General features: G+C 48.3%; 28 protein-coding genes. 2 read left to right on the top strand and 26 right to left on the bottom strand.

What is annotated here, in order from left to right; all coding sequences use genetic code 11:
• Positions 1-21: 21 nt before the first annotated feature.
• The 3 genes from DWX68_RS05940 to DWX68_RS05930 are packed head-to-tail and all read right to left on the bottom strand — an operon-like array spanning position 22 to position 5061.
• Positions 22-2064, bottom strand: coding sequence for a YgiQ family radical SAM protein (locus DWX68_RS05940; protein ID WP_118628829.1), 2043 nt, complete (start codon positions 2062-2064; stop codon positions 22-24).
• 1 nt (position 2065) lies between these two features.
• A complete protein-coding gene (locus DWX68_RS15090; protein ID WP_118628828.1) occupies positions 2066-3535 on the bottom strand; it encodes a pseudouridine synthase in 1470 nt (489 codons plus the stop codon).
• Positions 3535-5061: an RsmB/NOP family class I SAM-dependent RNA methyltransferase gene (locus tag DWX68_RS05930; protein WP_118628827.1), complete on the bottom strand. Its 1527-nt coding sequence runs from the start codon at positions 5059-5061 to the stop codon at positions 3535-3537. The genes DWX68_RS15090 and DWX68_RS05930 overlap by 1 nt, the downstream gene beginning before the upstream one ends.
• 198 nt (positions 5062-5259) lie before the next feature.
• Between DWX68_RS05930 and DWX68_RS05925 the strand changes: the two genes are divergently transcribed.
• Entirely contained in the window at positions 5260-6258 is a 999-nt protein-coding gene (locus DWX68_RS05925) for a nucleoside recognition protein (protein WP_243027586.1), read from the top strand.
• Here DWX68_RS05925 and DWX68_RS05920 read toward each other — a convergent pair.
• The 3 genes from DWX68_RS05920 to rsmD are packed head-to-tail and all read right to left on the bottom strand — an operon-like array spanning position 6224 to position 7931.
• On the bottom strand, positions 6224-6841 hold the full coding sequence (locus DWX68_RS05920; protein WP_022358776.1) for a hypothetical protein: 618 nt from the start codon (positions 6839-6841) through the stop codon (positions 6224-6226). The two genes, DWX68_RS05925 and DWX68_RS05920, sit on opposite strands and share 35 nt — an antisense overlap.
• Positions 6842-6852: 11 nt before the next feature.
• Positions 6853-7356, bottom strand: coding sequence for a pantetheine-phosphate adenylyltransferase (gene coaD, locus DWX68_RS05915; protein ID WP_022358775.1), 504 nt, complete (start codon positions 7354-7356; stop codon positions 6853-6855).
• 20 nt (positions 7357-7376) lie between these two features.
• Positions 7377-7931 carry a 16S rRNA (guanine(966)-N(2))-methyltransferase RsmD gene (rsmD, locus tag DWX68_RS05910; protein ID WP_022358774.1) on the bottom strand — a complete coding sequence of 185 codons (555 nt, stop codon included), beginning with the start codon at positions 7929-7931 and terminating at the stop codon, positions 7377-7379.
• Between the two features lie 314 nt (positions 7932-8245).
• On the opposite strand from rsmD, the gene DWX68_RS05905 reads away from it, so the two are divergent.
• Positions 8246-8455, top strand: a complete 210-nt coding sequence (locus DWX68_RS05905) for an alpha/beta-type small acid-soluble spore protein (protein WP_022358773.1) — start codon at positions 8246-8248, stop codon at positions 8453-8455.
• A 155-nt stretch (positions 8456-8610) separates the two neighbouring features.
• Here DWX68_RS05905 and pgeF read toward each other — a convergent pair whose 3' ends face one another.
• The 20 genes from pgeF to DWX68_RS05805 all read right to left on the bottom strand — a co-directional run bounded on the left by pgeF (position 8611) and on the right by DWX68_RS05805 (position 26385).
• Positions 8611-9501: a peptidoglycan editing factor PgeF gene (gene pgeF / locus DWX68_RS05900; RefSeq protein ID WP_118628826.1), complete on the bottom strand. Its 891-nt coding sequence runs from the start codon at positions 9499-9501 to the stop codon at positions 8611-8613.
• A gap of 70 nt (positions 9502-9571) precedes the next feature.
• Complete coding sequence (locus DWX68_RS05895; protein ID WP_106999914.1) at positions 9572-9958, bottom strand: YraN family protein; 387 nt, start codon at positions 9956-9958, stop codon at positions 9572-9574.
• 15 nt (positions 9959-9973) lie between these two features.
• Positions 9974-10645, bottom strand: a complete 672-nt coding sequence (locus DWX68_RS05890; RefSeq protein WP_117795445.1) for a ribonuclease HII — start codon at positions 10643-10645, stop codon at positions 9974-9976.
• Between the two features lie 6 nt (positions 10646-10651).
• The gene (gene ylqF, locus DWX68_RS05885) at positions 10652-11527 is read right to left on the bottom strand and encodes a ribosome biogenesis GTPase YlqF (RefSeq protein WP_022358769.1); all 876 of its coding nucleotides are present in this window, start codon (positions 11525-11527) and stop codon (positions 10652-10654) included.
• 24 nt (positions 11528-11551) lie between these two features.
• Positions 11552-12097 (bottom strand): signal peptidase I, encoded by a 546-nt coding sequence (gene lepB, locus DWX68_RS05880; RefSeq protein ID WP_106999916.1) that lies wholly within the window; start codon positions 12095-12097, stop codon positions 11552-11554.
• 235 nt (positions 12098-12332) lie between these two features.
• Positions 12333-12680, bottom strand: coding sequence for a 50S ribosomal protein L19 (rplS, locus tag DWX68_RS05875; protein WP_022360232.1), 348 nt, complete (start codon positions 12678-12680; stop codon positions 12333-12335).
• A 318-nt stretch (positions 12681-12998) separates the two neighbouring features.
• Positions 12999-14060: an IS30 family transposase gene (locus tag DWX68_RS05870; RefSeq protein WP_118628825.1), complete on the bottom strand. Its 1062-nt coding sequence runs from the start codon at positions 14058-14060 to the stop codon at positions 12999-13001.
• A 270-nt stretch (positions 14061-14330) separates the two neighbouring features.
• Positions 14331-14834: a hypothetical protein gene (locus tag DWX68_RS05865; protein ID WP_118628824.1), complete on the bottom strand. Its 504-nt coding sequence runs from the start codon at positions 14832-14834 to the stop codon at positions 14331-14333.
• A gap of 21 nt (positions 14835-14855) precedes the next feature.
• Entirely contained in the window at positions 14856-15053 is a 198-nt protein-coding gene (locus DWX68_RS05860; RefSeq protein ID WP_118628823.1) for a helix-turn-helix transcriptional regulator, read from the bottom strand.
• A gap of 464 nt (positions 15054-15517) precedes the next feature.
• Positions 15518-16927, bottom strand: a complete 1410-nt coding sequence (locus DWX68_RS05855; protein ID WP_118628904.1) for a phage tail tip lysozyme — start codon at positions 16925-16927, stop codon at positions 15518-15520.
• Positions 16928-17005: 78 nt separating this feature from the next.
• A complete protein-coding gene (locus tag DWX68_RS05850) occupies positions 17006-17494 on the bottom strand; it encodes a phage holin family protein (RefSeq protein WP_038269743.1) in 489 nt (162 codons plus the stop codon).
• Positions 17491-17670: a hypothetical protein gene (locus DWX68_RS05845; RefSeq protein ID WP_117553022.1), complete on the bottom strand. Its 180-nt coding sequence runs from the start codon at positions 17668-17670 to the stop codon at positions 17491-17493. The genes DWX68_RS05850 and DWX68_RS05845 overlap by 4 nt, the downstream gene beginning before the upstream one ends.
• 24 nt (positions 17671-17694) lie before the next feature.
• Complete coding sequence (locus DWX68_RS05840) at positions 17695-18756, bottom strand: reverse transcriptase/maturase family protein (RefSeq protein ID WP_118628822.1); 1062 nt, start codon at positions 18754-18756, stop codon at positions 17695-17697.
• Between the two features lie 326 nt (positions 18757-19082).
• Entirely contained in the window at positions 19083-19439 is a 357-nt protein-coding gene (avd, locus tag DWX68_RS05835; protein WP_002591284.1) for a diversity-generating retroelement protein Avd, read from the bottom strand.
• A gap of 40 nt (positions 19440-19479) precedes the next feature.
• Positions 19480-20622, bottom strand: coding sequence for a hypothetical protein (locus DWX68_RS05830; protein ID WP_118628821.1), 1143 nt, complete (start codon positions 20620-20622; stop codon positions 19480-19482).
• Positions 20615-21052, bottom strand: coding sequence for a hypothetical protein (locus DWX68_RS05825; protein WP_055056154.1), 438 nt, complete (start codon positions 21050-21052; stop codon positions 20615-20617). Before DWX68_RS05825 ends, DWX68_RS05830 begins: the two co-directional genes overlap by 8 nt.
• 14 nt (positions 21053-21066) lie before the next feature.
• A complete protein-coding gene (locus DWX68_RS05820) occupies positions 21067-22203 on the bottom strand; it encodes a hypothetical protein (RefSeq protein ID WP_002591281.1) in 1137 nt (378 codons plus the stop codon).
• 5 nt (positions 22204-22208) lie between these two features.
• Positions 22209-23363 (bottom strand): siphovirus ReqiPepy6 Gp37-like family protein, encoded by a 1155-nt coding sequence (locus DWX68_RS05815; protein WP_118628820.1) that lies wholly within the window; start codon positions 23361-23363, stop codon positions 22209-22211.
• A 4-nt stretch (positions 23364-23367) separates the two neighbouring features.
• Positions 23368-24255 carry a phage tail family protein gene (locus DWX68_RS05810; protein ID WP_003023324.1) on the bottom strand — a complete coding sequence of 296 codons (888 nt, stop codon included), beginning with the start codon at positions 24253-24255 and terminating at the stop codon, positions 23368-23370.
• 3 nt (positions 24256-24258) lie between these two features.
• Positions 24259-26385: a hypothetical protein gene (locus DWX68_RS05805; RefSeq protein ID WP_243027584.1), complete on the bottom strand. Its 2127-nt coding sequence runs from the start codon at positions 26383-26385 to the stop codon at positions 24259-24261.
• Positions 26386-26480: the final 95 nt, after the last annotated feature.

The raw sequence follows: 26480 nt of genomic DNA, 5'->3' as shown, positions 1-26480 counted from the left end.
CATTCCGAGCGTACATACGTTTTATTTCTTCTTGTGCACGTTCCGGATGGTTTTTTTCTTTCCGCTTCCGCTGCTCTTTCCACCTGCAGCGCCGCCAAATCCCACCGCATTTCGTCCATTTCCATTTACGCCGGTCTGTTTGTGCCCGGTCATACCGCCCACAGCCGGTCTTTTGGCGTCTTTTGCACGATTGGCAGCAGCCGGCTTTGTCGTCTGGCTGCCATGATGCGCCCCTTTATATCCGTCAGCCGCGAAATCGCGTCCTTTGATCTGCCGCGGACGGATCAGGCATTTCTTATCAAAACCGATCAGATCCGTTCTGCCTGCCAGACGGAGTGCTTCCAGCACCAGATCATAGTTTTTCGGATTGCGGTACTGGATCAGCGCACGCTGCATCGCTTTCTCATGCGGGTTGGTCGGCACGTACACTTTTTCCATCGTGCGCGGATCATATCCCGTGTAATACATACACGTAGACAGTGTGGATGGCGTCGGATAGAAATCCTGCACCTGCTCCGGCATGTAGCCGAGGTCGCGCAGATATTCTGCCAGTTCGATCGCCTCCTTGAGCGTGGAACCCGGATGGGAGGACATCAGGTACGGAACGAGGTACTGCTTCATTCCCAGCGAGTCATTCATCGCTGCATATTCCTTCATGAACTGGCGGTAGACCTTATTCTCCGGTTTTCCCATCCGTTTTAATACATTATCCGATATATGTTCCGGCGCTACCTTGAGCTGTCCGCTGACATGGTACTGACAAAGCTCCCGCAAGAATGCCCGGTTTTTCTCCGCCAGCAGATAATCGAAACGGATACCCGAACGGATGAAAACTTTTTTTACCTTTGGAATCGCCCGCAGCTTCTTTAACAGGGAAATATAGTCGCTGTGATCGGCATTCATGTTTTTGCACGGCTGCGGGAACAGGCACTGTTTGTGCGGACAGGCACCGTAGGTCATCTGTTTTTCGCATGCCGGGTGACGGAAGTTTGCGGTCGGACCGCCGACATCGTGGATGTAGCCCTTGAAATCCGGTTCCTGGGTCAAAAGTTCTGCTTCCTGAATAATTGATTCATGGCTGCGGGTCTGCACGATGCGTCCCTGATGGAAGGTCAGCGCACAGAAGCTGCATCCGCCGAAGCATCCGCGGTTGCTGATCAGGCTGAATTTTACTTCCGTGATCGCTGGAATACCACCCGCTGCATCGTAACACGGATGCCAGGTTCTCATGTATGGAAGTGCGTAGACATCGTCCATCTCTTCCTGGGTCAGTGGTTTCGCCGCCGGATTCTGGACCACATAAAGGCGGTCGCTGTACGGCTCAACGAGGCGTTTTCCCGAAAATGGATCGGTGTTGCTGTACTGGGTGTAAAAGCTCTCCGCATACGTCTTTTTATCGGAGGAAACCTCGCGGTAAGACGGCAGACGGATTTCGTCGTAAACAGAATCCAGGTTTTCCGCCTTATAAACAGTTCCCTCGATGAAGGTGATATCCTTTGCCTCGATGCCGCTGGCCAGTGCATCCGCGATCTCCACGATCGAGCGCTCGCCCATTCCGTAGGAAATCAGATCTGCCTGGGAATCCAGCAGAATGGAGCGTTTCATTTTTCCGGACCAGTAATCATAATGTGCCAGACGCCGCAGGCTGGCTTCGATACCGCCGAGAATGATCGGCTTTTTCGACCAGGTGCGGATCAGGTTGGAATAGACGATCGTCGCATAATCCGGACGTTTTCCCATCTCGCCGCCCGGTGTGTAGGAATCCTTTGCGCGGCGCTTTTTCGAAACCGAATAATGGTTTACCATCGAGTCCATATTTCCGGCGCTCACAAGCCATCCGAGACGCGGTTCGCCCAGAATCTGAATGGATTCCTGATTCTTCCAGTCCGGCTGGGCGATGATGCCTACTTTATAGCCGTGCGCTTCGAGCATACGGCTGATGATCGCGTGGCCGAATGACGGATGATCGACATACGCATCCCCGCACACGTAGACAAAATCGCAGCTCTCCCAGCCGCGCTTGTCCATATCCGCCCGGCAGATCGGTAAAAAATCATGTATCATTTTATCTTGCCCCCTGTATCAGTTCCCGGTAGTCCCGGATATAAAAATCAGCTAATTCTTTCTTTTCTTCGGTCATGGAAAGTGAAAATACGTCCTCGACCGCGCCAACGCGCATACCAGCCCGTTTTCCAGCCAGAATCCCCGCCGGGACGTCCTCAAATACCAGACATTTTTCCGGCTGTACGCCCAGATCCGCCGCTACTTTCAGATAGATATCCGGCGCCGGTTTTCCTGCTGCCACCTCACAGGCAGTTGCCACCACACCGAAATAGGAACGGATATCCAGAGAATCCAGCACGGCTGCTACCATATCCTGTGCATTGCTCGTTGCAATTCCCATGCGGATTCCTTTTTTCTTTAAAAATGAAAGAAATTCCGCAACACCTGATTTCAGCGGTACCTCATGGCGGTATTTATCGATCGACATTTCAATCCAGATGGCCTTGATCTCATCCAGGGTCATCGGCAGCTGGAAGCGATCTTTAAAATAGATTGCTGTCTCGGAAAAGCTCATGCCCTCGATCACCTTCTCAAGATCTTCCGGACAGTCATAGCCGTAACGCTTTAAAAATTCCACATCGATCGCTTTCCACATCCACATGGAATCGACCAGGGTGCCGTCGAGATCGAAGAGGACGGCGTCTACTGTGTTCCAGTTGATTTCAGGAGGTGTGTTATTTTGGGTGTCTGACAAATTTTCGTCATTCGATACACAATTTTGTGAGGTTAGCATTCTTTCTTTTAACGCTCTAATTTCATCTTCCGTCAGCGCCCGGTACTCTCCCGTCGCCAGTGCCTCATCCAGGGCAAGCGGTCCCATCGAAAGGCGTTTCAGGTAAATGACTTCGCCGCCCTCTGCCTCAAACATCCGCTTTACCTGATGAAATTTTCCTTCATGGATGGTCAGGCGCGCCTCGCAGAGGTCTTCTCCTGCGTCGTTCCATTTTTTCTCGATCACAAGCTCTGCCGGCCGTACCGGTGTGCCATCCTTCAGCGTCAGTCCTGCCTGAAAGCGCGCTTCGATTCCTTCTTTCAGTGTTCCCTTTACGCGTGCAAAATAGACCTTATCCACGTGTTTTTTCGGTGCCAGAAGCTCATGCGCCAGCGCACCGTCGTTTGTGATGAGAAGCAGTCCTTCCGTATCAATATCGAGGCGTCCGACCGGGAAGAGGTCTTTTCGCTTTGCTTCATCAATAAGGTCAATGACAGTCTGATAGCGCCCGTCTTCCGTTGCGGAAACGACGCCCTGCGGTTTATTTAACATATAATATTCCGTGTCTGCCCAGCCAACCGGCTGTCCATCCAGTGTAACCCGGGTTTCGTCCGGGAATATTTTCCGGTCAGACTCGCGGCAGACGGTTCCATCGACCAGAACCCGCCCTTTGCGGATCATCTCTTTTACCTGACTGCGCGTTCCCTGCTTCATCTCTGCCAGGAAACGGTCTAAACGTATACTTTTACCCTGTCCCATCACTGCCACCTCCATCCGGGATTGTATTTATTTTTAAGCTGACCGCCCCGTTTCTGCGCCCAGCCAAGCGGAAATCCATCCACACAGATTAGTACAAGACCATCTGCTGCCTCTTCCTCTGCGGCTGTCAATGTCTCGCCCTTTAAATAGCGGATCGTGCGCTCATCCGAGGCATTAAAATTTAAGTAATTTACAAATTCCTGCATCCGCAGGTTCATTGCCAGCGCCTGGGATGGTTCAAACCGCCCTTTTTTCAGTTCTCCGAGCAGAAGTCCGGTACGCAGACAGCGGAGCGGCTTAAAATAACGTGTATTGTCGCCTGCCAGCGCTGCCGGGAGGTAATAGATGCGCTCGCCGTCACGGTAGAATTGCTCCGGATTCCAGGTTCTTACCGGAAGCTGGCGCAGAAGCTCAAACAGGGGGGAAAAATCCTCGGCGGTCTGGTTTTGCGTCACGTTTTTTCCCTTTCCAAACATTTTCCCTTTCGCTTTTCCGGAAGCCATCTGTCTGGACTTACCGTCTTCCGCCACACGGCACAACCGCGCTTCTATTTCCTCTACCAAAAGTGGATCGCTCAATGCTTTCTCACCGGCATTTTCCAAATCCTTGACATTTGCGTCTGGTTTCTCCGTCCGCTTCTCCAACAGCGCAACAAAATGTCCTTCGCCCTCCAGACGGTGCGGAAACAATCTCAGACAGCCCTCAATGCCACGGCTTCCCTCAAAGCCATATTCCGGTTTCTGCGGCACGACCGCCATCTGCGGATATTTCTCCAGAATATACTCGATCGTTCCCTCGTCCTCGTCCCTGTCAAAGGTACAGGTCGAATAAACCAGTTTCCCGCCCGGCGCAAGCATCTGCACGGCACAGTCGAGAATCTGGCGCTGCAGCGGCGCATAATAATCGGGACCTTTTTCGTTCCAGCTCTTTACCATCGACGGATCGCGGCGGAACATACCTTCGCCGGAGCACGGCGCATCGACCAGAATCTTATCAAAAAACTCCGGCAGGATGCCAGCCATTTTTTCCGGTGCCTCGCTCGTTACACAGATATTTCCCGCTCCGAACATTTCCAGATTTTTAAGAAGCGCTTTTGCGCGCGAATTGCTGATATCATTGGAAAACAGGACACCTGTACCGGCTAATTTCGCCGCCAGTTCCGTACTTTTACCGCCCGGTGCCGCGCACAAATCCAGAACCCGGTCACCCGGCTTGATCGGCAGCCATGCCGCCGGTGCCATCGCACTCGGTTCCTGCAAATAGTAGAGTCCCGCGTAATACCACGGATGCCTGGATGGGCGTTCGCCCTGATAATAAAAACCGTTCTTTGTCCACGGCACTGGTTTCAAATTCCAGTCCGCCGTCTGTGCCATCTCTAAAAACTGTTCCGGTGTCAGCCTGCCCGTGTTGACGCGCAGCCCTGAACGCGGCTCTTCCTCATACGAAGCCAGATACTCCGGGTATTCCTCCCCCAGAAATTGTTTCATTTTTTCAAGAAATTCTTCCGGCAGTTCTCGGTAATCCAATCGTTTTCCTCCTGTTTTTGTCTATTGCTCTGTATATCCATTTATAATCGTGATTCTAAAGACTTTTTCTTCGCGCTCATTCGTTCTTTCTTTGTTCGGTATGCCGGTTTTCAGGCTTCCAAAAGGAATGAGCCATTTTCTGTCTACATATATATAATCTATCTTTATATTACTTTTTAATGATAGAAAGGCGCTCCCATGCCATATATAAAAAAAATAGTATCCGCCCTGTTCCCAGCACTTATCCTGGCGCTTCTGCTCTCACATCCGCGTCTCTCTGCGGATGGGGCACAGAAAGGACTTCTTTTATGGTTCAATACGGTCTTTCCGACGTTATTTCCCTTTATGCTCTTCTCAAAGCTTTTAGCTGAACACGGCGGCGTCCAGCTGCTTCTAGCGCCATTTCACCCGGTTTTGAAACATCTTGGGATGTCTGTCTACAGCGGCTATGCCCTGCTTGCCGGGCTGCTCTGCGGTTACCCGATGGGAATGAAAACTGCCGCTGATTTTAACCGGAAATCGCTGCTTTCGGCACATGAAAAACGGCTTCTGACCGCCATCAGCGCTTCGCCAAGCCCCATGTTTATCGCCGGATATGCTGCACCTAGGCTGAACCCGGCAGTTCCGTCAAACTATCTGGTTCTGGCACTATATACGCCGCTTTTATTGGTTGGAAGTCTCCTATGCATTTATAATAAAGTAACTTCTTTTAGCCTTCAAAACCGATTTTTTTCGAAAGAAACCGGCTCTGTCAAGCCCGCCCGCACAAAATCCACATCCGTCTCCGTTCCCGCTTCCTTCGACACCATCCTGATGGACTGCATCGAACTGCAGGTCCGCATCGGCGGTTTGATCATGCTGTATTCGATCCTCGCTGCCTTTGCCGACGCCTTCTGTTCCGGCACGCTGCGTCTGGTTCTGATCGGGACGGCTGAAATGACAACCGGCATCGATGCGATCGCCCGTTCTGGTGCCATATTCAGTATCCCGGTTCAATCCGGCGCGATGGCGGCATGTGCTGCATTCGGCGGGTTATCCGGGATCGCCCAGACAAATTCAGTCATACGGGACAGCCGAAAAGACAGAGAAAAAAATGCCGGACTTTCCATCCGGCATTATGTACTGTGGAAACTGGTTCACGCCAGTCTCTCGTTCGTTCTCTTTATTCTGCTGCTTCGCCGGATGCCGCCTGTGTAGCGGCCGCTGCTGCCTCGGCGCCTGTGTTCTCCTCCGGCTCGGTCACGACACTGCCAGCCAGCTCATTGCGGTTGGAAGATACGACATCGTAGCTGGACTGCATCGAACTCATGTAAGACTCGAAACGGCTCTGCGCGCCCTCCATCGAATGCTTGATGATGGTCTGCAGGCTGCGGAGCATGTCGTCCGTGTACTGAACGGAACCCTGGCGGATATTGTTTGCCTCTGTGACAGCGTTGTCCACGATCTGCTGTGCCTGTGCATTTGCCTGCTCAATAATGCTGTTTGCTTCTGCATATGCACGCTGCATGATCTCATGCTCATTAACCAGCTCATTGGTCTGGGCGGTCGCCTCGGCTACCATCGCGTCTGCCTGGGAACGTGCCTCCTGCAGAATCGCATCCTGATTGCTGATGATCTTCTGATATTTCTTGATCTCCTCCGGAATGCGAAGACGCAGTTCCACGAGCAGTTCTTCAATCTCTTCTTTATTTACTAAAATCTTCGTGTTGGACAGCGGCTGAAACTTGCAGCTGTCGATATAATCTTCAATTTCTGTGATGATCTGTTCAATTCTGCTCATAGCTTTTCTCCTTACTTACATTCCCTGTCTTCCTGAAGCGCCTGATATTTCTCCTGTACTTGTTTTGCAATGACCGGATCGAGAAATTCGGAAATGTCTCCGCCGTACATCGCAACCTCTTTTGCCATACTGGAACTTAAATACGCGTATTTAAGGTTCGTTGTCAGAAACAGGGTATCTATTTCGGGTGCAATCACCCGGTTCATCTGCGCGAGCTGCAGCTCATATTCGAAATCCGTGATCGCACGCAGACCACGCACGATGACCTTTGCGTGATTCTGGCGCATGAAATCGACCAGAAGTCCGTCAAACGACTGCACCTCCACGTTAGGAATGTCTTTTGTCACTTCCTCTAACATCTTAACACGTTCTTCGACAGAAAACAACGGAGATTTTGCGTTATTACACAAAACTCCCACGATGACCTGATCAAAAATTTCGGAGGATCGCTTTATAATATCAAAATGTCCGAGCGTCACCGGATCAAAGCTGCCCGGATAAATGGCTGTTTTCATCTTTTTTTCTCCTTTGGTATTCAAGCTTTTCGGATAAACAGATGTTTATTCGTCTTATATATCTTCTCTTTTTCGAGATGGTATCCCAGTTCTGAAAGGTAGCTGCACCCGGTCTCTTTCGATGCCTCTGTGATGATCATCGTATGTTCATCTGCCAGGGACGAATGCGCCAGATAAGTAAGCACTTCTTTCTCCCAGAGATGGTTGTACGGAGGATCCATAAAAATGAAATCAAACGCACTCTTCCGGTTTTCTATCCGTTTCAATGCATCCGAAATATCACAGTTTAACAGCGTCGCCTTATCAGCCAGGCGGGCCGCTTTCAGATTGTCACGGATGCAGTCCGCCGCTTTCGGATTCTTCTCCACAAAAACAGCTTCTTTCGCCCCGCGGCTTAAAGCTTCGATCCCGATCGCCCCGCTTCCGCTGAATAAATCTAGAAATGTGCATCCATAGATATCATTCTGAATCATATTAAAAAGAGTTTCTTTGATACGGTCCGTCGTCGGTCTCGTATCCATTCCCTCGATCGTCTTTAAAGTAAGCCTTCTGGCACTTCCTGCTATTACCCGCATGGATTTTTCTCCATCTTACTAGAAATATTAATGTATTTTGAACTGCAACCGTAAAATTCACCAAACAGTTTGCGTATTTTTTAACACTACATCTGTTCTATTATAGTATGAGTTTTACTGATATACAAGCATAAAATCGGATCAATACTAACTTTTTTCCCTACATTGTGGGAGTTTTGCCCCAAAATGTCAATTCGCACAAAACCTTCTAGTGTATTTCACTTTTAAGATCCGCATACTGAGAATGTAACAAAAAGAGACACCCGGACAAACGAAAGTTTGAAGGGGCACACGCAAAAAAGGAGGCGTCTGTTATGTCTAGTTCCAACAACACGAACAAAACCAATGTACCGGAAGCCAAGGAAGCGATGAACCGCTTTAAGATGGAGGTTGCCAATGAGATTGGCGTTCCGTTAAGCGAGGGCTACAATGGTAACCTGACCTCCGCACAGGCTGGTTCCGTCGGCGGCTATATGGTCAAAAAGATGATTGAGGAACAGGAAAAAAAGATGGCTGGTAAATAAGGCATCGTAGGGCTCTTCTGAATCTTCGCTGAAACGGCGAAAAAAACGGCAGCAGCATGATTGACAAAACCGGACTTGAACGACCGATTTTCAATCATGCTGCTGTTCTTTTCTGCAAAACATTCATTCACTTGTTTGACAGACAGATTGTATACTTACTTTAGCGATAAAAATGCCGCCAGATTCCCCCTCTTATCTCCCATCACGCGGTGTGAATATAAAAGATCCGGATTGCATTTCGTACATACATTCGTCACAGCCAGATGCTCCGGCAAAATTCCGGCATCCAGGAGCACCCGGCGGTTCGCGCCCCAGAGGTCAAGCTGATACTTGCCATTCCCCTTATTCATGAGAATCGATTTCCCATTCCAGGAATAACAGGATGTTGAATCATCCTGACTGATTTCTGCTACAAATTCTTCTTTAAATGCGTCTGCCACATCCTCACTGACCTCATAACAGTCCCGGCAGATGCTCGGTCCGATGCAGACGCACAGATCCTCCGGCTTCGTGCCGAACGCCTCTCCCATCGCCTCGATCGTTTTCTGTCCCATCCGGTGAACGGTTCCCTTCCAGCCGGAATGCGACAGTCCGATGGCATGATGCACCGGATCTACAAAATATAATGGTACACAGTCCGCAAAAAATGTGACCAGCGTCAGCCCCGGCACGTTTGTGATAAGCCCGTCGATGTTTTCATAATCGCGTTCCCGCCAGATTCCTTTTCCAGCGTCCGCTTCCGTAACAAGACGGATATTCGTCGTGTGTGTCTGATGGCTGAGCACCATCTTTGACACATCCGTTCCCAGAATCCGCGCCATTTTCCGGTAATTTTCAAGCACATCGTCCCGGTTGTCGCCGCGCGTCAGCGAAAAGTTCATCGTACTGAAATACCCCTTGCTCGCTCCGCCAAGCCGGGTAGAAAATGCGTGGCGCACCATCCTGGTCTGCTCTAAGAGCGGAAAGGTAAAATAAGCCACTCCGTTTGACTCATGAAGGGTAATTGGTGTCGGATGAACTGTTTTTTGTATATAGGTAAGCGCCATGATTGTCACATCCTTTTTCTGTCTCTTGCTCAAATCTCGTTGTGCAGTTTTTGAATTCTCTCATTTGTAATTATCCGCACCAGAACGCGTCCCGAATTAATCTCACGTTACTGCCAAGCACCGCCACCACATCAAACCGACACGGCGTGTCCTCGGAAATATGATAACGCGTCATATAATACCGGGCGGTACGAAGAATCCTCGCCTGCTTGCGGGCATCCACTGCCTCCGCCGGATCGCCTTCGTGTTCATCGCGGCGGTATTTGACCTCGATAAAAACCAGATAGTCTCTATCTCTTGCGATAATATCAATCTCACCCTGGCGACAGCGGAAATTTCGGCAGAGAATCTGATAACCGTGCCGGGTGAGATATTCACACGCCAGGGTTTCATATTCAGTTCCGATGGCACGGCGGTTGAATGAATTTCCATGAAGATGAAAGTTTCTTTCTCCCATTCAGCTCCTTTTCTGTTATTTCATCCCCTGCATCGCGGCTTCCTCGCCCAGCAGCTTCTTCAAAAAGGTTCTCCGGTGGATCGGGCATGGACCATAGGTTAAAATTGCCTCGTTATGCATCTTGGTTCCGTATCCTTTATGCTTCGCAAACCCGTATTCCGGATAGATTTTATCGTACTCCATCATCATATGATCCCTCGTCACTTTTGCCAGGATACTGGCTGCCGCGATCGAGACACTTTTTGCATCGCCCTTGATAATCTTAATCTGCTTTTCCTCCGAAATCCCCGGAATGATGACCGCGTCATTTAAAAAGATATCCGGCTCCTGCGGAAGCTGTGCGACTGCCTGACGCATTGCTTCATAGGTCGCCTGCAAAATATTGATGGAATCGATCACCTCCGGGCTTACAATTCCAATTCCGTAGGCAGCTGCCTTTTCTTTGATTTCCAGAAACAATTCTTCCCGGCATTTTTCCGACAATTTTTTGGAATCGTTCAGCCGCAGAATCGTACAGTCTTTCGGAAGTACCGCGACCGCCGCCACCACCGGACCGGCTAATGGACCTCTGCCCGCCTCATCAATGCCGCAGACGATCCCTGCACTTTCGTACTGATGTTCATAGGCGCGCATTCCTTCGAGACGCGCCAGTTCTGCTTCCAGTTTTTCTCCTGTTAGTTTTCTCATGTTTTCCTATACCTCCGGCACTTCCAGCGTCACGCGCCCCAGTTTGCCGCTGCGGAAGTCATCTAATAGGAAGCCAGCCGCTTTTTTCGTATCCAGCTCGCTGCCCTTTAAAAGACAGGAACGTGCCCTTGCGATTTCACGCAGAATTTCCCAGGCTTTTTTTGTATCTTCGCCGTCCCCAGCCGTATTCTCAACCAGCGTCACACCATACCGCTCTTCCAGGCGCTTTCCGTAACGTCCGGACATATTTTTGATCAGCTCGGCTGCCAGCTCTTCCTTATCCAGAATCTCATCGTTGATCGAGCCGATAAATGCAAGGCACAGTCCCACATTCGGATCTTCAAATTTCGGCCAGAGGATTCCCGGCGTATCGAGAAGTTCCAGTGTCTTATTTAAGCGGATCCACTGGTTTCCCTTGGTAACACCCGGTTTATTTCCAGTCTTGGCGCAGGCTTTTCCGGCAAAGGAATTGATAAAGGTCGATTTTCCGACATTCGGAATGCCGACTACCATCGTCCGCACCGGGCGGTTTTTGATACCGCGGCGGCGGTCACGCTCAATTTTCTCCTTGCATGCCTCCTGCACCAGCGGCTGGATCTGCTTCATTCCCATGCCGCTGCGCGCGTTGATGCGGAGTGCATGGATGCCCTGCTCCTTAAACCATGCGATCCAGCGCTCTGTACAGCCGTCGTCCGCCAGATCCGCCTTATTTAAAAGGACAATCCGTCCCTTTCCCTTCGCAAGCTCATCAATATCCGGGTTGCGGCTGCCGAGCGGCACGCGCGCATCCACCAGCTCAATCACCAGATCGATCAGCTTGATATCTTCCTTCATGGCTCTTTTTGCCTTTGTCATATGTCCAGGGTACCATTGTATCTGCATGAAATTTTCTTCCTTTCTTAGAACCTATCTCGACGAAATCAACCCAAACCGGCTAACCGGCTGGATCCGCAGCCAGACCTTTCCTTTGATCTGCCGGAACTTCACATTTCCCACATTGGAAAAGCGGCTGTCCTCACTGCCGGAGCGGTTGTCACCCAGCAGAAAATATTCGTTTTTATCCAGACTAATCGGATATTCCGCCAGTCCAGCCAGAGCCGCCTTACCCAAGTCGTTCGGGGCGTCTAATTTTTCATTATTAATGTAAATATAACCGTCCTTGATCTGCACCGTCTCACCTGGCAGTCCAATGACGCGTTTTATATTGTAATTTCCCGTTTCTTTTTCAAATACGATAATGTCATAGCGCTTTGGGCGCATCACGCGGTAACTCAGGCGGTTCATCAGAACCTTTTCGTTCTGCGACAACACCGGTTCCATTGATTGACCGCTCACCCGTATCTGCGTCCCCATCGCAAACACGGCGAACCACGCGATCGAAATTACCACCGCGATATCCACGATCCATCCAACCACCAGACGGATGCGGTTTTTATCCTCTTTCAGCTCCATATGTCACTCCCTCTCTATCCGTTCCCCATGAATCATCGCTCATGTCGCAAGCGACCGCGCTCGGCGCGAGAATGTGCCAGGACACATTCTTTTTTATAATAGGGAATCACAAGGAATTTCCTATTACACGAAAAAAAGCTGCTGCACAGCTCCTCCCGCCGCGCCGGACACACATAACCGCATATCCGGATGCACAGCAGGCTGACCTGTACAGCAGCCCCATCCGCTTCAGAAATTATTTTACTAACTCTTTTACCTTCGCTGCCTTGCCGATTCTGGATCTCAGGTAGTTCAGTTTTGCTCTTCTTACTTTACCTCTTCTTACTACTTCAACGTTCTCTACAGACGGAGAATGTAACGGCCAGGTCTTCTCTACACCAACACCGTTGGAGCTCTTTCTAACAGTGAAAGTCTCGCGAACGCCGCCGTTCTGTCTCTTAATAACAGTTCCCTCGAAAACCTGAATTCTCTCGCGGTTTCCCTCCTTGATCTTAGCAGATACACGTACTGTATCGCCTACGTTGAAACTCGGAACGGTTTCCTTTAACTGAGCTGCTTCAATGTTCTTAATAATCTCGTTCATCTTTGTGAACCTCCTTTAAAATCTTTGATGTTCTTAATACGATCTTTTATCCCGTAAAAACGTGCTTCCTGTAACAGCGGAACATCTCTTTATTTCACAGAATATGATTTTATCATAGAAATCCTTGATTTGCAAGGACTTTCTGCTCTCTTTTTTAGAATTAAAAATGTCAACATTAAAATCGACATTTTTTCATGTTTTTATCGTTTTGCCATTTTGCACAATACGCAGCCTGTTTTATTGTATATTTTCACTTTTAGGCAACGCAGTAGTAAGGCTGCCACTGCTGCCAGCCTCTCACGCTCCCTGTATCCGTTGTTATGCAAGCTGCTTTACCTCTTCCTTGAATAATTCCCCTGCTGAATGATAGCCATGTATTTTGCGTGGGTATCCGTTTATCCAGTTCTCTATACTCTCTACCTCTTCCTCTGTCCTGTCGTCAAAATTTGTGCCTTTCGGTATCTTCCGGCGTATCATCTTATTTGTTACCTCATTCGTGCCACGCTCCCAACTGCTGTACGGGTGGCAGTAATATACCTTTGTCCGCTTTTCTCCCTCGTTGATAATAGAACGCTGTAAGCCCTCTGCGTCTGCAAACTCGCTGCCATTGTCTACAGTGATTGTCTTAAATACCCGCTTAAACATATCAGCGCCCCATTTCCTTTCTAATCTATCCAGCGCCGCTACTACTGCCTCGTCTGTATGGTCTGGCAGCTTAAATATAATCTCGTTTCTGGTTTTCCGCTCTGTCAGCACCAGCAGCGTATTTTTTGACTTTCCCCGCTTGCCTAAAACGCTGTCCATTTCCCAGTTGCCGAACTCTTCCCGTGTATCTATCTCTTTCGGGCGTTTCTCTATACTCTCGCCTGCTGCTGCCCTTGACTGCTGCCGCTGCACTTTCTTATATTTCCGCTTTTTATTCTTCTTTACTGGCAAATCCTTGTTAGACAGCTTAAGGAAAATGCCCTTATCAATGTAGCTGTATAAAGTCGTTACGCATACCGTTACGGAAAAGTCCCCCTCTTTTCCCTGCGCTTTCAGCTCTCCCAGTACCGCCGCTGGGCTGTAATCTTCATTTACTATTTTATCCTCTATGTAATTTGCGTATGCAATATCGTTCCCTATTTTAAGCTGTGTGCCTCTCGCCTTTAAATTTTCCTCTGCCTTTTCCTGTGCAATATCTGGACTATAGCGCAGTTCTTCCGTATAGTCGCTGTTTCGGTGCATATACTGCCCTCTCTTAAGCTCATTATATATAGTGCTGCGGTGTACGCCCAGCTGCTCTGCTATCTCTATCACGCTATGCCCCGCTTTTTTCAACGCCTCAAGGCTTATACGGTCTGTCCATGTCAGCTGTCGGCTGCCTTTCTTATTCGCCATTTCTGCTGCCTCTCTTTCGTTCCTGTTCTTTCCCCATATACGACGAAAAGCCGCAAACTCTTTTACAAGTCTGCGGCTTATGCCTTTACCTATTTACAACACTTTTTACAAGCGGTGTATTTCTTCTTTGCTTGGCTTAGCGGTATGCTCTTTGGGTTTTTCATTCCCGAACAGTTAGGCTTACTATGGTATTTTTTGTTGCTACGGTCTACATATACCGTAGTTTCTCCCGTATGCTGGCTTACGCTGGGCGTTGTGTCCTCGATTACGTCAAGCTCTATATTGCACCCGAACGTCTGTACCCCCCCCCCCAGAAATTTCCAGTATTTCTGCGGTGTAGCGGACTTTCGGGTACTTTCTCGCTAAGTCCCCCGCCAGCTCTGCCGATAGATTGCCTATTACCTTATCGCCCCACTTTACGTATGCGGCAGGCTCTCCGTTGTATGTATACTTTTCTACTGTAATATCTTCACTGCCGGACATTCTGCTTAAAATATCCTGCCTGTTTTCTCCGTCCTCATTATTGAACGTCACGCCTACTACTTTCGTTCTGATTGTATCTAAAATTCTGCCACCAGATGCAGCGGCAGGCGCTGGCGTTCTGTTTCCGTTCTCTTTTCCTGCGCTTTTCTTTTTCAGTCCAAAATAGGCGCATACTGCCGCAACCACAATGCAGCCCACCCCGCCTGTTATATTTCCAGACGGCAGCGCCGTTAAACCGCTTACTGCAAATAATGCAGCCACTACCAATAAAATTACCTTTTTCTTTGTCATAGTAAGCCCTCGCTTTCGTATCTACTTCAATTCTAAAATTTCATCAGCAGAGGCGTTAAGCTCTCTGCAAATTTTCGCAAACGCTGGCACGCTCGGCGTTCTTTCTCCGTTTTCCCAACGGCTTATATCTTTCGGGTAAACTTGCAGGCGCTCTGCAAGTTCCTTTTGCGTCACGCCTGCCGCTTTTCGTGCTTTCCTTATGTTTTCGCCTAAATTCATGCCTTACCTCTCTTTTCTTTCGCTCTCAAAATGAAAGCAATAAGCAGCTTTACAAGTCCTACTGCTACTAAAAATACTCCTAATTTCAAAAGCATACTCTTTACTCGGCTGTGGGTTTGTGTTATATTTTTTATAGGCGGCGGGCTTATCGCCCGCCTGTTGGTTAGGGCTTTCGCCCTAACCTATGTACTTACCAATTATGATAAGTATAATTCCTATGATTAAGTCTATCAATGCGTTGATTGCCAAGTCTCGCCATTTGATAGGCTTTTTCTTTTGTTTCTTTTTCTTACCCATTGTGCCGTTTCTCCTTTCCAGTGGCTTTGCCTCTTATTTGTTCTTATCTCCTTTCCATAATTTAATTATATACCCATTTGGGTAACTTGTCAACGCTTTTATGCAGAAAATCCTATAAAATTGCAAAAAAATAGAGGGCAGACAGCGAACCGCCCACCCTCGAAAACTTAAGCTAATCTTGTGGCATAATCTAAGCTAATCCAGCCTGCGCCACTCTTCAAGCGTTCCCAGCCAGCACTTGCGCCCTGTCCGGCTTTCACTTCCACAATGGTAAATACTCCCTTTCCTGTGGTTTCTCCTGTTTTTGCATAGTTTGTGCCTGCTCCCGTTCTGATATTAAGGTCTAAAATATCTACCTGTACGCTAAACGGAACGCCTGCGCTTGCCTGCTGCCCCGCTGCGGCATATACCGCCTTGCCGTTATCATCATATACGGTATAGCCCGCCTTGCAAGCGCTCTTTGCATTTTCCAGCGACGTAAACGCCCCCAGCTGGCTTGCTGCGTCCGTCCAGCTCTTGCGCACTCTGTAATACTTTGTACCGTTTCCCGCTGCATACTTTTTATAATAACCCTCGCCGTACTCTGCACGCTTTTTCTTTACCGTTTCGCTCTGGTCTGCTGGCTTTTCATATCCAGTAAGAACGGCATCAGATGCAGCACGCACGCTGCCTGCCTTTTTCAGTGCGTCCATTACTGCCGTGTAGCCCTGCAATTCTTCCCATAAAAAGCCCAGCTGCATATTAAGGTCTGCAATGGATACGCCCGCCTTTTTTGCATGATTAAGCAACGCCTGCTTTCTGCTCCAATACGTCCACTGCGCCAGCCCATAGCCTGCACTGTCCTTTACAAAATTGCCATAGCTGCCATTATCCACCGCTGCTGTATATTCTGCGTCCGTCTTACCCAGCTTATTGTTATAGGTGTTCTGTAAGTTGTTCGGCATAAGCCCGCTTTCAGCATGCAGATTACCCATAATACCAGCCACGGCATAAGCATTTAAGCCCTTTCCTGTAAGAAAATTCCAGATTGTTTTTTCATTGCCGCCCTGCGGTGTTTCTGCCTGTCCGCTGATTTTACGCTTAAACTCGTCCCATGTGTGGGCGCTGGTGTTATATACATACGGGTTAGGGCAAATCTTGCCCGTTACGTCGTAATGTCTGATTACATGAGATGCAGGCACGCCGTATTTATTCATAAGGTAACGGGTAAGCTCTGCCGCTGCCTCTACTGTTGCGTCCTCAAAATACCAGTCTTTATCTGTTGCGCCCATGCTCTTTGTGTTTTTCTTCCTTACGCACATTTCAATACCGATACTATTAGCGTTTCGGCACTCTGCGTGCTTATAGCTCGACGCTCCGCAATGCCACGCTATATTAGCGTCCTCTACGCACTGCCATACCTCGCCGTTAAATCCTACAAAGTAATGCGCCGACGCATTTCTATTGCCGCCGCCATAATATCGGCAGTTGTCCTCTGCGCCGCCCAGTGCGCCTACATAATGTATAACAATATACTTAATTCTGGAAACGCTGCCCTTATTGAAATTGTACTTACTTATCTTTCTGTTAATGTTCATATTTCCTGCCTTTCCGCATACAAAATAAGCGCCTGCGGTGTCCCGCAAGCGCTCTTTGCTGCTATGTCCTTATTATTCTTATCTTTCCTGTGTCCTGTGTTCCTCTACGTTGCCTGTGGTGCTGTCCCCGTCCAGTTCGTCTGTGTCCGGCAGTTCGTCCGTATACTTCGCCAGAAACTCCCGCACCTTTTCCCATACCTTTTTTACGGGCAGCCCGCATAATGCCATATTTTTAAAAATGCTCACTACCTCATAGGCAATGTAAAGCAATGCGAAAAATTCAGCCACGCCCACGGTATCAAGCCCTAAATATGTACGTGCCTGCTCCGGTATAAATCCGATTAAGTTAATCTTAATCAGTACGTCGATTGCCAGCATGAATACCAGAGAAATAAGCATACCTACTTTTCTTATAGCCCCGTCAATGCCTGCGCAGCTGTTAAATTTCTTCTCTTTGATTGCACGCAGCACGCCAAAAACCGTGTCGCACACAATCGCCAATACTACCAGCTGGATAATTTTGTTATGTGCCGCCGCCTCAATAAATTCTGTAATAGTCATGTTCATAAATCCTGCCTTTCTCTTAATTGCAAATCTTTTGCCCGCTCTTTCAGCTCTGCGCCGTCGTAGCCTGCTGTCTGCTCCCAGCTTTCCAGAGTGGCTATTAAATCAGCAATAAGCCTGCTTTGCTTTTCTATGGTTTCCTGTTGTTCTTGTACTACCCTTAATAAATTGCTACTCATGTACTCGCTCCTGCATTTTGCCGCTTAAGCAACCTTTTCTATGGCTGCCTCTGCCAGCGTTTCTATTTTCTTTTGTAGGTTATAGCTGTCGGCATGTCCTGCGTGTCCCGTCCAGCTCTGTATACTCTTTTGTAACTGCTCTTTTGTGATTTTCCCGCTCTCGCACTTCTTGATAGTACGCTTTATGCGCTTTATGCTGTCCTTTCGTACTTTCCTGTGCGTTGCCCTGTGTTTGTAGCCTACAAAGTCTATACCGTTCTTTGCTGCCAGTATGGTAGTTTTCGGGTTAAACTCTAACTTAAGCTCTTCCCGTAAGAATTGCTCTATCCGTGCAAGCCAGCTGCGCAGCTGTTCCTTGTCTGTGCTTAATATTACAAAGTCGTCCATATATCGTATGTACGCCTCTACGCCCAGCTCATGCTTAATAAACTGGTCTAATGCGTCCAGATAGATATTTGCAAATAACTGACTGGTAAGGTTTCCTACTGGTATCCCTACGCCGTCCGGCATATTGCCGTTGTGGTCTATTATCCTGTCCAGCAATGCCAGTACCCCAGCGTCTTTTATAACCTTACGTATTTCAGTTTTTAATACCGCATGGTCTATGCTCTGGAAATAGTGGTGTATATCTGCCTTGATAGCATAAAGCGGCTGGTCTGGGTGGTATTTGTTCCACTCATACAGCCACTCTTTTAGCGTATCAGACGCAGCGTGCATACCTTTACCTTTCCGGCAGGCGTAAGACTGCGATATAAACCTCTTATCAAATATAGGCTCTAACACGTTGTTTATGGCGTGCTGTACCACCCTGTCATAGAACGGCAGCGCCATTATCTGCCGCTCTTTCGGTTCGTACACCTTAAAGTAATGGTATTCGCTCGGCTCATAGGCAAGGTTTAGAATATCTTCCCGCACCTTGTCTAAGTTTTCCTCTTTGTCTTTCGTAAAAATCAGTACGTCTTTTCTGTGGCGTTTACACTTTCTGGCTTTGTTATAGGCTTTCTGTACGTTTCCATAGTCGCCCATAGCCTCTAAAAGCGTAATGCGCCGCCCGTCCTTATCGGTAATGTATCCTACTCTCTTCAAGTATTAAGCTCCTGCCTTTCGCCGTAGCTACTAACCAGCAGCCGTATTTTTTCTCTTTGCCTCACGGCGGGACAGCCGCTCTGACTATAGGATATTAAACACTCGGTCTTATCCCTTTCTAAGTCCTTGCCAGTATTCCGTAGAACTCTGTGCCTGTAATGTTCTCACTAAGTCACACGCCCCACGAGCGCCAATGTTCGTATTGACATTCCACGGGTAATTGTTGCAATTCACGGCACGAGCGCCGCAATTCGCCCCATTGTTCCAGTTGCCGCCCGCTATCAGCGCCGCCAGAGGCTGTAAGTAAGCAGCTGCCCCATATCCTGCTATTTTCTGGTCTTTACCTCTTCTATCAGTTCGCCCAGCATAACGCCTATTTCTTTCAGCTTGCGGCAGCTCTCGCCGTAGTGCCGTGCGTTCATGGCGCTATATTTCAAATCATGCGCCAGCCGCAGCAATTCTTTACTTTCCTGCAATGCCGTATCCACCGTGTATAAATGGCTTTTCGTTGCCGTCTTATCCCACTTTATAACCTCTTGCAGCATTTCAAGAATTGCGTTTCTGGTCGCCGTCTGTAAACTGAATTTCTCATACTTTGGGTACTTCGTAAGCAGAGGGTAAATATATAGCAGAAAATCGTATATTTTCTGGTGTATAATATCTGTTTTTGTCTGTATGTCCATGCCTTACCCCCGTTTATCCGGCTGGGCTTTCGCCCGCCGTCTACAGAGAGTCACACGCCCCACGAGCGCCAACGGCCGTAGGGACATCCCACGGGTAACCGCCGCAATACACGGCACGAGCGCCGCAACTCGCCCCATCGTCCCAGTTGCCGCCCGCCATCAGCGCCGCCAGAGAATATGCGTAATACTGGTAAATGTTACCAACGTCGTAAGACTTCTCGCCTGTGTTCAATGGGCTTTTCTTGTCCCAGCCCCACGCTACGCTTGCGTGGTAGTCTGCATTTGTGGCGTGTTCCGCTCTTGTAATAAGCTCGTCCAGCCACTCCCAGACACGCCCCACGGCATCTACAACGCCCACGGAAGAAACGGCATTTACCACACTGCCTGTTACGCCCCTACCTGTGTTGCTGGTGGCGCTCCATGCGTTTGTATTTGCGTTATCCAGTCCGGCAGGGCTGCCAAAAGCATACGCGCAAAATTCTGCATAGTTCGGCAGGCGTTTACCGCTCTTTGCCAGACGTTCTACAAAGTTATACCAGTTCATGCTTTCTGTACCCGTCATAGGTGCGCAGCCGTACTCTGATTTCAAGCCCTTTGCTCCGTCGTCAGAATTAAGGTAAATATCTACCCATGTGCCACCGCCTAAATATACCATACCCTCTGGGCTGCATTTCGGGCGGTGTCCCAGTGTCCATACAGAACGTGGTACAATGCCGTTGCTTACTGCACTTTCCCAGCCTGTGCCAAAAATAACACTGCTGCCATTAAGCGGCTGTAAATTGCTGTCCACCTTGCGGCAGCGTCCATAATGAAAGCCGCCGATTTTACGGCTGTTTGTAGCGTTCCAGCCTGTCGGGTATGTAGAGTTAAGGGAAATTACGTATTTCTCGTCTGCGCTGTCAATTCTGCTGTCGCAGATATATACGTAATAGTCTTTACCTACCGCAAAAGCGCTGCCTGCGTCCAGATTAGCAGCCGTAAGAATGGTATTTGCTGTCTTGAAAATTCCAGCACCACCCACGGCAATTACGCAGCCCTCTACTACGGTCAGTTCATTTGCTCCGCTGGCGTAAATGTACTCATTGCTCGGTGCTACAATATCGCTGATTGTAGCCATTTTATTTACGTTCAAAAGCGCCCTTGCGTCGGTCTTTGTAACGTCGTCCACTAATAATCTACTCATACTGCTTTAATACTCCTTTCAGTGCTGCAATGTCGTCTGTTGTCATTCCTGCCACGGTGTCTGTGCGTTCCAGCGCAATTACCTTGCAGCCCGCTTTTACCGCTTTGGAAAGTGTAAGGGCTGTTCTGTCGTTTCCTGCCTCTCCTGCTGCCGCTGCCTCGTCGGTCTGGATATGTGTTACTCCCTGCACCGTGCCGGATACGTCGCCCGCTACAAATTTCATACCTACCGCTGCCTCGTCGCAGTAATATACCGTAACCGCCTTTTTCTCTTCCTCTACAGCTGCTACGCCACACTCAATATAACGCTGGTTCTCTGCGCTCTCGATTTTCGCCAGCAAATCTGCTGCCGCCAGTTCTCCGCTTGCTACCATAGCAAGGCAGTTGTAATAATCCTCTTTTGTCTTTAATACTTTAGGAAATCCTTTCATGGTCTGCCGCCTTTCTAAAATGTATTTGCAAGATAGGAATTACCCACGTAGGTAGCCCCTAACACTGCCGTTTCTACTGTTCTTTCGTAATGCTGGCTCATGTATGCTGCACCCATGTAACACAATCCCAGTACAGCATCATGCTTATAGTCAATGCCCCAGCCGCTTTCTACTCTCTTAAGTCGCTCGTCCAGCGCTGCTATTGCCTCTTTTGTTTCTTTCGTGCCTGCCTCTGCCTGCTTTTTCACTTCCTGCATGGCTGCTGCCAGCTCTTCAATTTGCAGTTGCAGGCTGCCTGCTATGTCCTCGCCCAGCTTGTCCTTGATACTCTCAAACCATGTGTTAAATTCGTTTTCAGCGTCCGACTGGAATAACTTAATTTTTGCCATAAATTCTGTATAGGCGCTTAAAAGTTCCTTGTCCCAGTTGTCAAGCGTGCTTTCAAAACTGCTGTATCTTTCGTTAAACTGGCTCTCATACTGTGCAAATAAGCCCTCTGTCTTGCTTACGTAGCTGTCATATACGCCCGCAATCTCTGTAAGGTACTTTTCCATACTCTGCTTATATGCGCTGAACTCGTCCAGCACGGCTGCGCTGTAGGTGTTGAAAAAGTCCGTAAACTGCTTTGTAAGCACGCTTGCGTCTATCTCTTCCACCGTTCCTGTTACAATGCCGCAGACTGCGCTATTAAACCGCTGGTCTGTGATGTTCTGCGTCTGTATCCTTGTTACGCCCTTGCCTACGTAAATATCTGCAAGCGCAAGCTCCCATATTTCCGTAGTGCGTGTTACTGCCGTTGCTGTCGGCTTTGCAGACGGTGTGCCTTTCAGCACCGCAATATACATATCTCTTTGCGGCAAATCCCAGCGAACTACTACCCTGTCCACCCTGTTAAGCGCTCCCTCTGCCGTATCCAGTGTTACGCTAAGCGTTGCAGGATTTCTAAAGGCGTAGCCGTTTATAAAGGCATAGCCTGCATTTACTCTTATTTCCATGCCGCTGTAAGCTACCACCTGTAGCCCGTCGCTTGGCTTTGGAAAAATGCCGTTTGCAATGAAAGTAGCAAAGTACCACGCCCAATCCTCGGCTTTATATACCCTGTCGTACTCTCCGTCTACTGCCACGGCATTAAACGGTAAGCTGTTTGCCATTTCTGCTACCTCACTTTCCTAATCTGGTCTACCAGCGTCGGCAGGCTGTCGCCAAAAGTCGCCTCTATGGTTTCCTCGCCTTTCTGGTATGTTTCTGTTGCTTCTGTAATGCGTGCATCTATCTGTATGCCCCACTTGGTTTCTTTGCAAGTAATACGGTCGCCTAAATCAAAATCAGCCTTAAATTTTAAGTTTGAATTTGTATTTATGGTACTTACAAAATTTATGTTCTTGCCGTAGTTTTCCAACTCTGCGCCGCCTCTCGTTTTCAGCATTGCAATATAGGTATTCAGCGGTATTGTTACCTCTGTTTCCCCCTGCTGGTACTTTCTGGCAATGTCCGTAGCGTCGCAGAATACCTCTACTAAATCCAGCCCCGTTGCGCCCTCGCCGTCCACTGTGGTTACCGGCTGGCTGCCGTCGTCGTCAGCTGCTCCCTGCACATAAATAAAGTTGCCGCAGTTCTCTATACTGGCTGTATATTCCTGCTCGTTGACATTATCAAAATCTCTTGAAAATATGCAGGGTGTGTTACCCTCGGTATTTGTGGCTGTAAGGTCATTGCCCTTATACAGATAAAAGCCAAACAGTCTCTCTCTTTCGTTAAGCAGAATGTCGTAGCCCAGCTTTCCAGCCTGCGCCCTTGCCTTTACTTCCTGCCCCAGTTGTGCGTATACCTCGTTTGCATATTCAACCGCCACGCCGTCTATGGTTTCCTGCGCCAGAAATGTAAGCAATGGAAAACGCCGCTTTGTTCCCGCTGCGCTGCCGCAGTTGTTCTTTACCATAAGGTTTATAAGATACTGGTTTGTACCTGTCGCCACAATCTGCGGATAAATGCAGCGCTTATTAAGCCACCAGCTAAGCATATAGCCTTGTGCCTCTAACTGCTCTAAGCCGTTCTCGTCTTTGGTAATGTGTACGTAGGTTATCTGCGCTGCCCTGCGCCATACGCCGCCGTCGGCGGTCTTTACTTCCTTTTTTCCGTCGTGCTTGGTTATTAAGTTACCCTCTACCAGCAAACGGCTATTATTGTCCGTAATCGGCGCAAGCAGGCTAAAAGTTCCTACGTCAAAATACTTTGTATGCCATAGCAGGCTTGCCAGCTCGTCTATAGCTCCCAGCGGCTGTACTGTCTTGTCGAATACTCTAAGCTCCATACCGTCACACTCCTAAAAATTCCTTGCTGTAGAATATGGATACTTCCAGAGAATTTACGCCGCTGGCTGCATCATACCTAAACATATTGTCGCCTATGGCAAGCTGCATAAATGTACTGTCTACATCAATGTAGCGGAAATAGTCGGTTTCTACGCCGTCCCTTATCAGCTTAGCGCCCTTGCTGCCGTACTTCGTGTTAATCTCTATCACGTCGCCCGTTTTCATAGTGGCGTTAATCTGTATAAATTCCTCGGTATCCACATTAAGCAGTATCGGGTTTGAAACTGTCCCCAGTGCTGTAAACCTTATCCTCATTCCTGTTGATACGTCACCCTCGTTGTAGCAGTCCACTATTACGCTTTCCGCTCGGTATCCGTATATCATGCTCTTTGTGCTGTCCTTTTCGATAACGCAAGGGAAATGCCACGCAGCCACCCAGCTTGCTATATCCTCTTTTGTTTCTTCCTCTTCCCGCCAGAACGGGTTAAGGCACTCTATTTGTAAATCAAACTCATAAAGTACCTCTTTCTTTAGTATCTTAGGCTCTCCATACGCCCTGCAATCAATCACACGCTTAAAGCCGCCGTACTCATACACCAGCGTAGCGCTAAGCTCTGGGTTAAATATCTTAAGCATACGGCGGCGCAGTTCCAATGCCTGCGCCTTGTCCCGTGTGTTGATATGTCCCACTACGTCTATGTCCCTCGCCTCGATACGCTGCCCTACGTAGGTGTCGCCGTGCTGTCCCATACTGTTTGTACTGTAAATGACGCTCGTAACGCCGGAAATGCCCTCTACGTCTTTACTTATATTGCAATGGTATACGCTGTCTACTCCCAGCTCTAACCGCTCGCCCCTTGAATTTATGTAAGTCAGTTTTTCATTTTCCATGTGTTACACCGTCCTTGCTATCATTCTGAACTGTCGGGCTGCCTCTTTCTGCTGTTTTGCATAGTCCGTGGTATTCGCATAAATATACTGATTGACAACTACGCCGCCTGCTGCACTGCCGCCGCCTCTCGGCTTTGGCTTTTTGTCGTCGTTATCATACTTAAATTCATTGCCTACATTTACCTTTGCGTCTACGTCAAACTCCTGCGGTACGCTGTCCTCAATCATTTTCTTAACGCCGCCGATTTCATTAGAAAAGCCAACGCCGATACCCTGCGCCAGATATACGCCGATTTCGTCACGCATCAGCTTAGACGGGCTGGCAATTCCAAATAAATCCTTAAGGAAGTCGGTAACATTTCCTACCCAGCCGCTTATTTTGTCCTTTATCCACCGTGTCGCACCGCTTATGCCGTTCCAGATGCCCTCTACCATGTTTTTACCGAACCCAGCAAACGTACTGCCAATATCCTTAAATACGTCCTTAATTCCTGTAATTACATTGTTCATGCCCTCTACGGCTTTGTTTTTTACCTCTGTACCCCATGTAGCCACTTTGGAAATTGCACCAGAAATATTGTTATAAATCTTTTGCGGTATTTCCTTTACGATAGTAACAATGCCCGTTACCATTGTATTCATTACCTCTTTGGCTTTCGTAAGCATATTTGTACCCCACGTAGCCACTTTGGTAACTGCTCCTACTATGCTGTTCCAGATTTTCTGCGGTACTTCCTTTACGATAGTAACAATGCCCGTTACCATTGTATTCATTACCTCTTTGGCTTTCGTAAGCATATTTGTACCCCACGTAGCCACTTTGGTAACTGCTCCTACTATGCTGTTCCAGATTTTCTGCGGTACTTCCTTTACGATAGTAACAATGCCCGTTACCATTGTATTCATTACCTCTTTGGCTTTCGTAAGCATATTTGTACCCCACGTAGCCACTTTGGTAACTGCTCCTACTATGCTGTTCCAGATTTTCTGCGGTACTTCCTTTACGATAGTAACAATGCCCGTTACCATTGTATTCATTACCTCTTTGGCTTTCGTAAGCATATTTGTACCCCACGTAGCCACTTTGGTAACTGCTCCTACTATGCTGTTCCAGATTTTCTGCGGTACTTCCTTTACGATAGTAACAATGCCCGTTACCATTGTATTCATTACCTCTTTGGCTTTCGTAAGCATATTTGTACCCCACGTAGCCACTTTGGTAACTGCTCCTACTATGCTGTTCCAGATTTTCTGCGGTACTTCCTTTACGATAGTAACAATGCCCGTTACCATTGTATTCATTACCTCTTTGGCTTTCGTAAGCATATTTGTACCCCACGTAGCCACTTTGGTAACTGCTCCTACTATGCTGTTCCAGATTTTAGCAGGCGTTTCTTTTACAATCGTTACGATATTCGTAAGCATTGTGTTCATTACCTCTTTGGCTTTGGTCTGCATATTTGCGCCCCACGTAGCCACTTTGGTAACTGCTCCTACTATACCGTTCCAGATTTTCTGCGGCAGTTCTTTTGCAATCTCTATAACCTTTGTTACAAAGTCTGTTATAACCGTGCCGCCTTTTTCCTGCATATTTGCGCCCCACTCTGCTATTTTTTCCACTCCCGCTGCTATTGCCTGCGGTATCAGAGTAGGCAGCTCTTTTATTTTGTTTATGATTGTCGTTACCAGTTTTCCTGCGGCTGTCAAAATCTTAGGCAGTCCCGTAATCAACCCTGTTACAATGGCTGCTATAATCTGTTGCATAGCTGCGATTAAAAGCGGTACTGCATCTATGATGCCGTCAATCAGCGCAACTATAATATCGCCCGCACTTTCGATAATGAGCGGTATGCCCTCAACCAGTGCATTTATAATAGCCGTTATAATTTCTGGCAGTGCCTCAATCAGTACGGGCAGCGCTGCTACCAGTCCCTGCGCCAACCCTGTAAGCAACTGTAATGCTGCTGTAATCAGCAGCGGTATATTTTCTATCAGCATGGTTACAATATTTGTTACCACTGTTACGATTGTCGGTAATAATGTAGGCAGCGCCTGTGCTATTCCTTGTGCAAGGCTTATGAGTACCTGCATACCCGCCTCTAAAATCTGCGGCAGTAACTGTATCAGCATAGTTGCAATGCTTGTTATTACATTCGTGATTGTCGGTAATAGGTAAACGCTCCATAGCAAGTACCTGTTCCTCCACTCCTTTTTCTGCCATAATA

It is taken from the genome of Clostridium sp. AF20-7, from assembly GCF_003479275.1.
GTDB lineage: Bacteria > Bacillota > Clostridia > Lachnospirales > Lachnospiraceae > Otoolea > Otoolea fessa.
The sequence above is the reverse complement of the archived record's forward strand: the minus strand, read 5'-3'. Positions and strand labels throughout refer to the sequence as shown.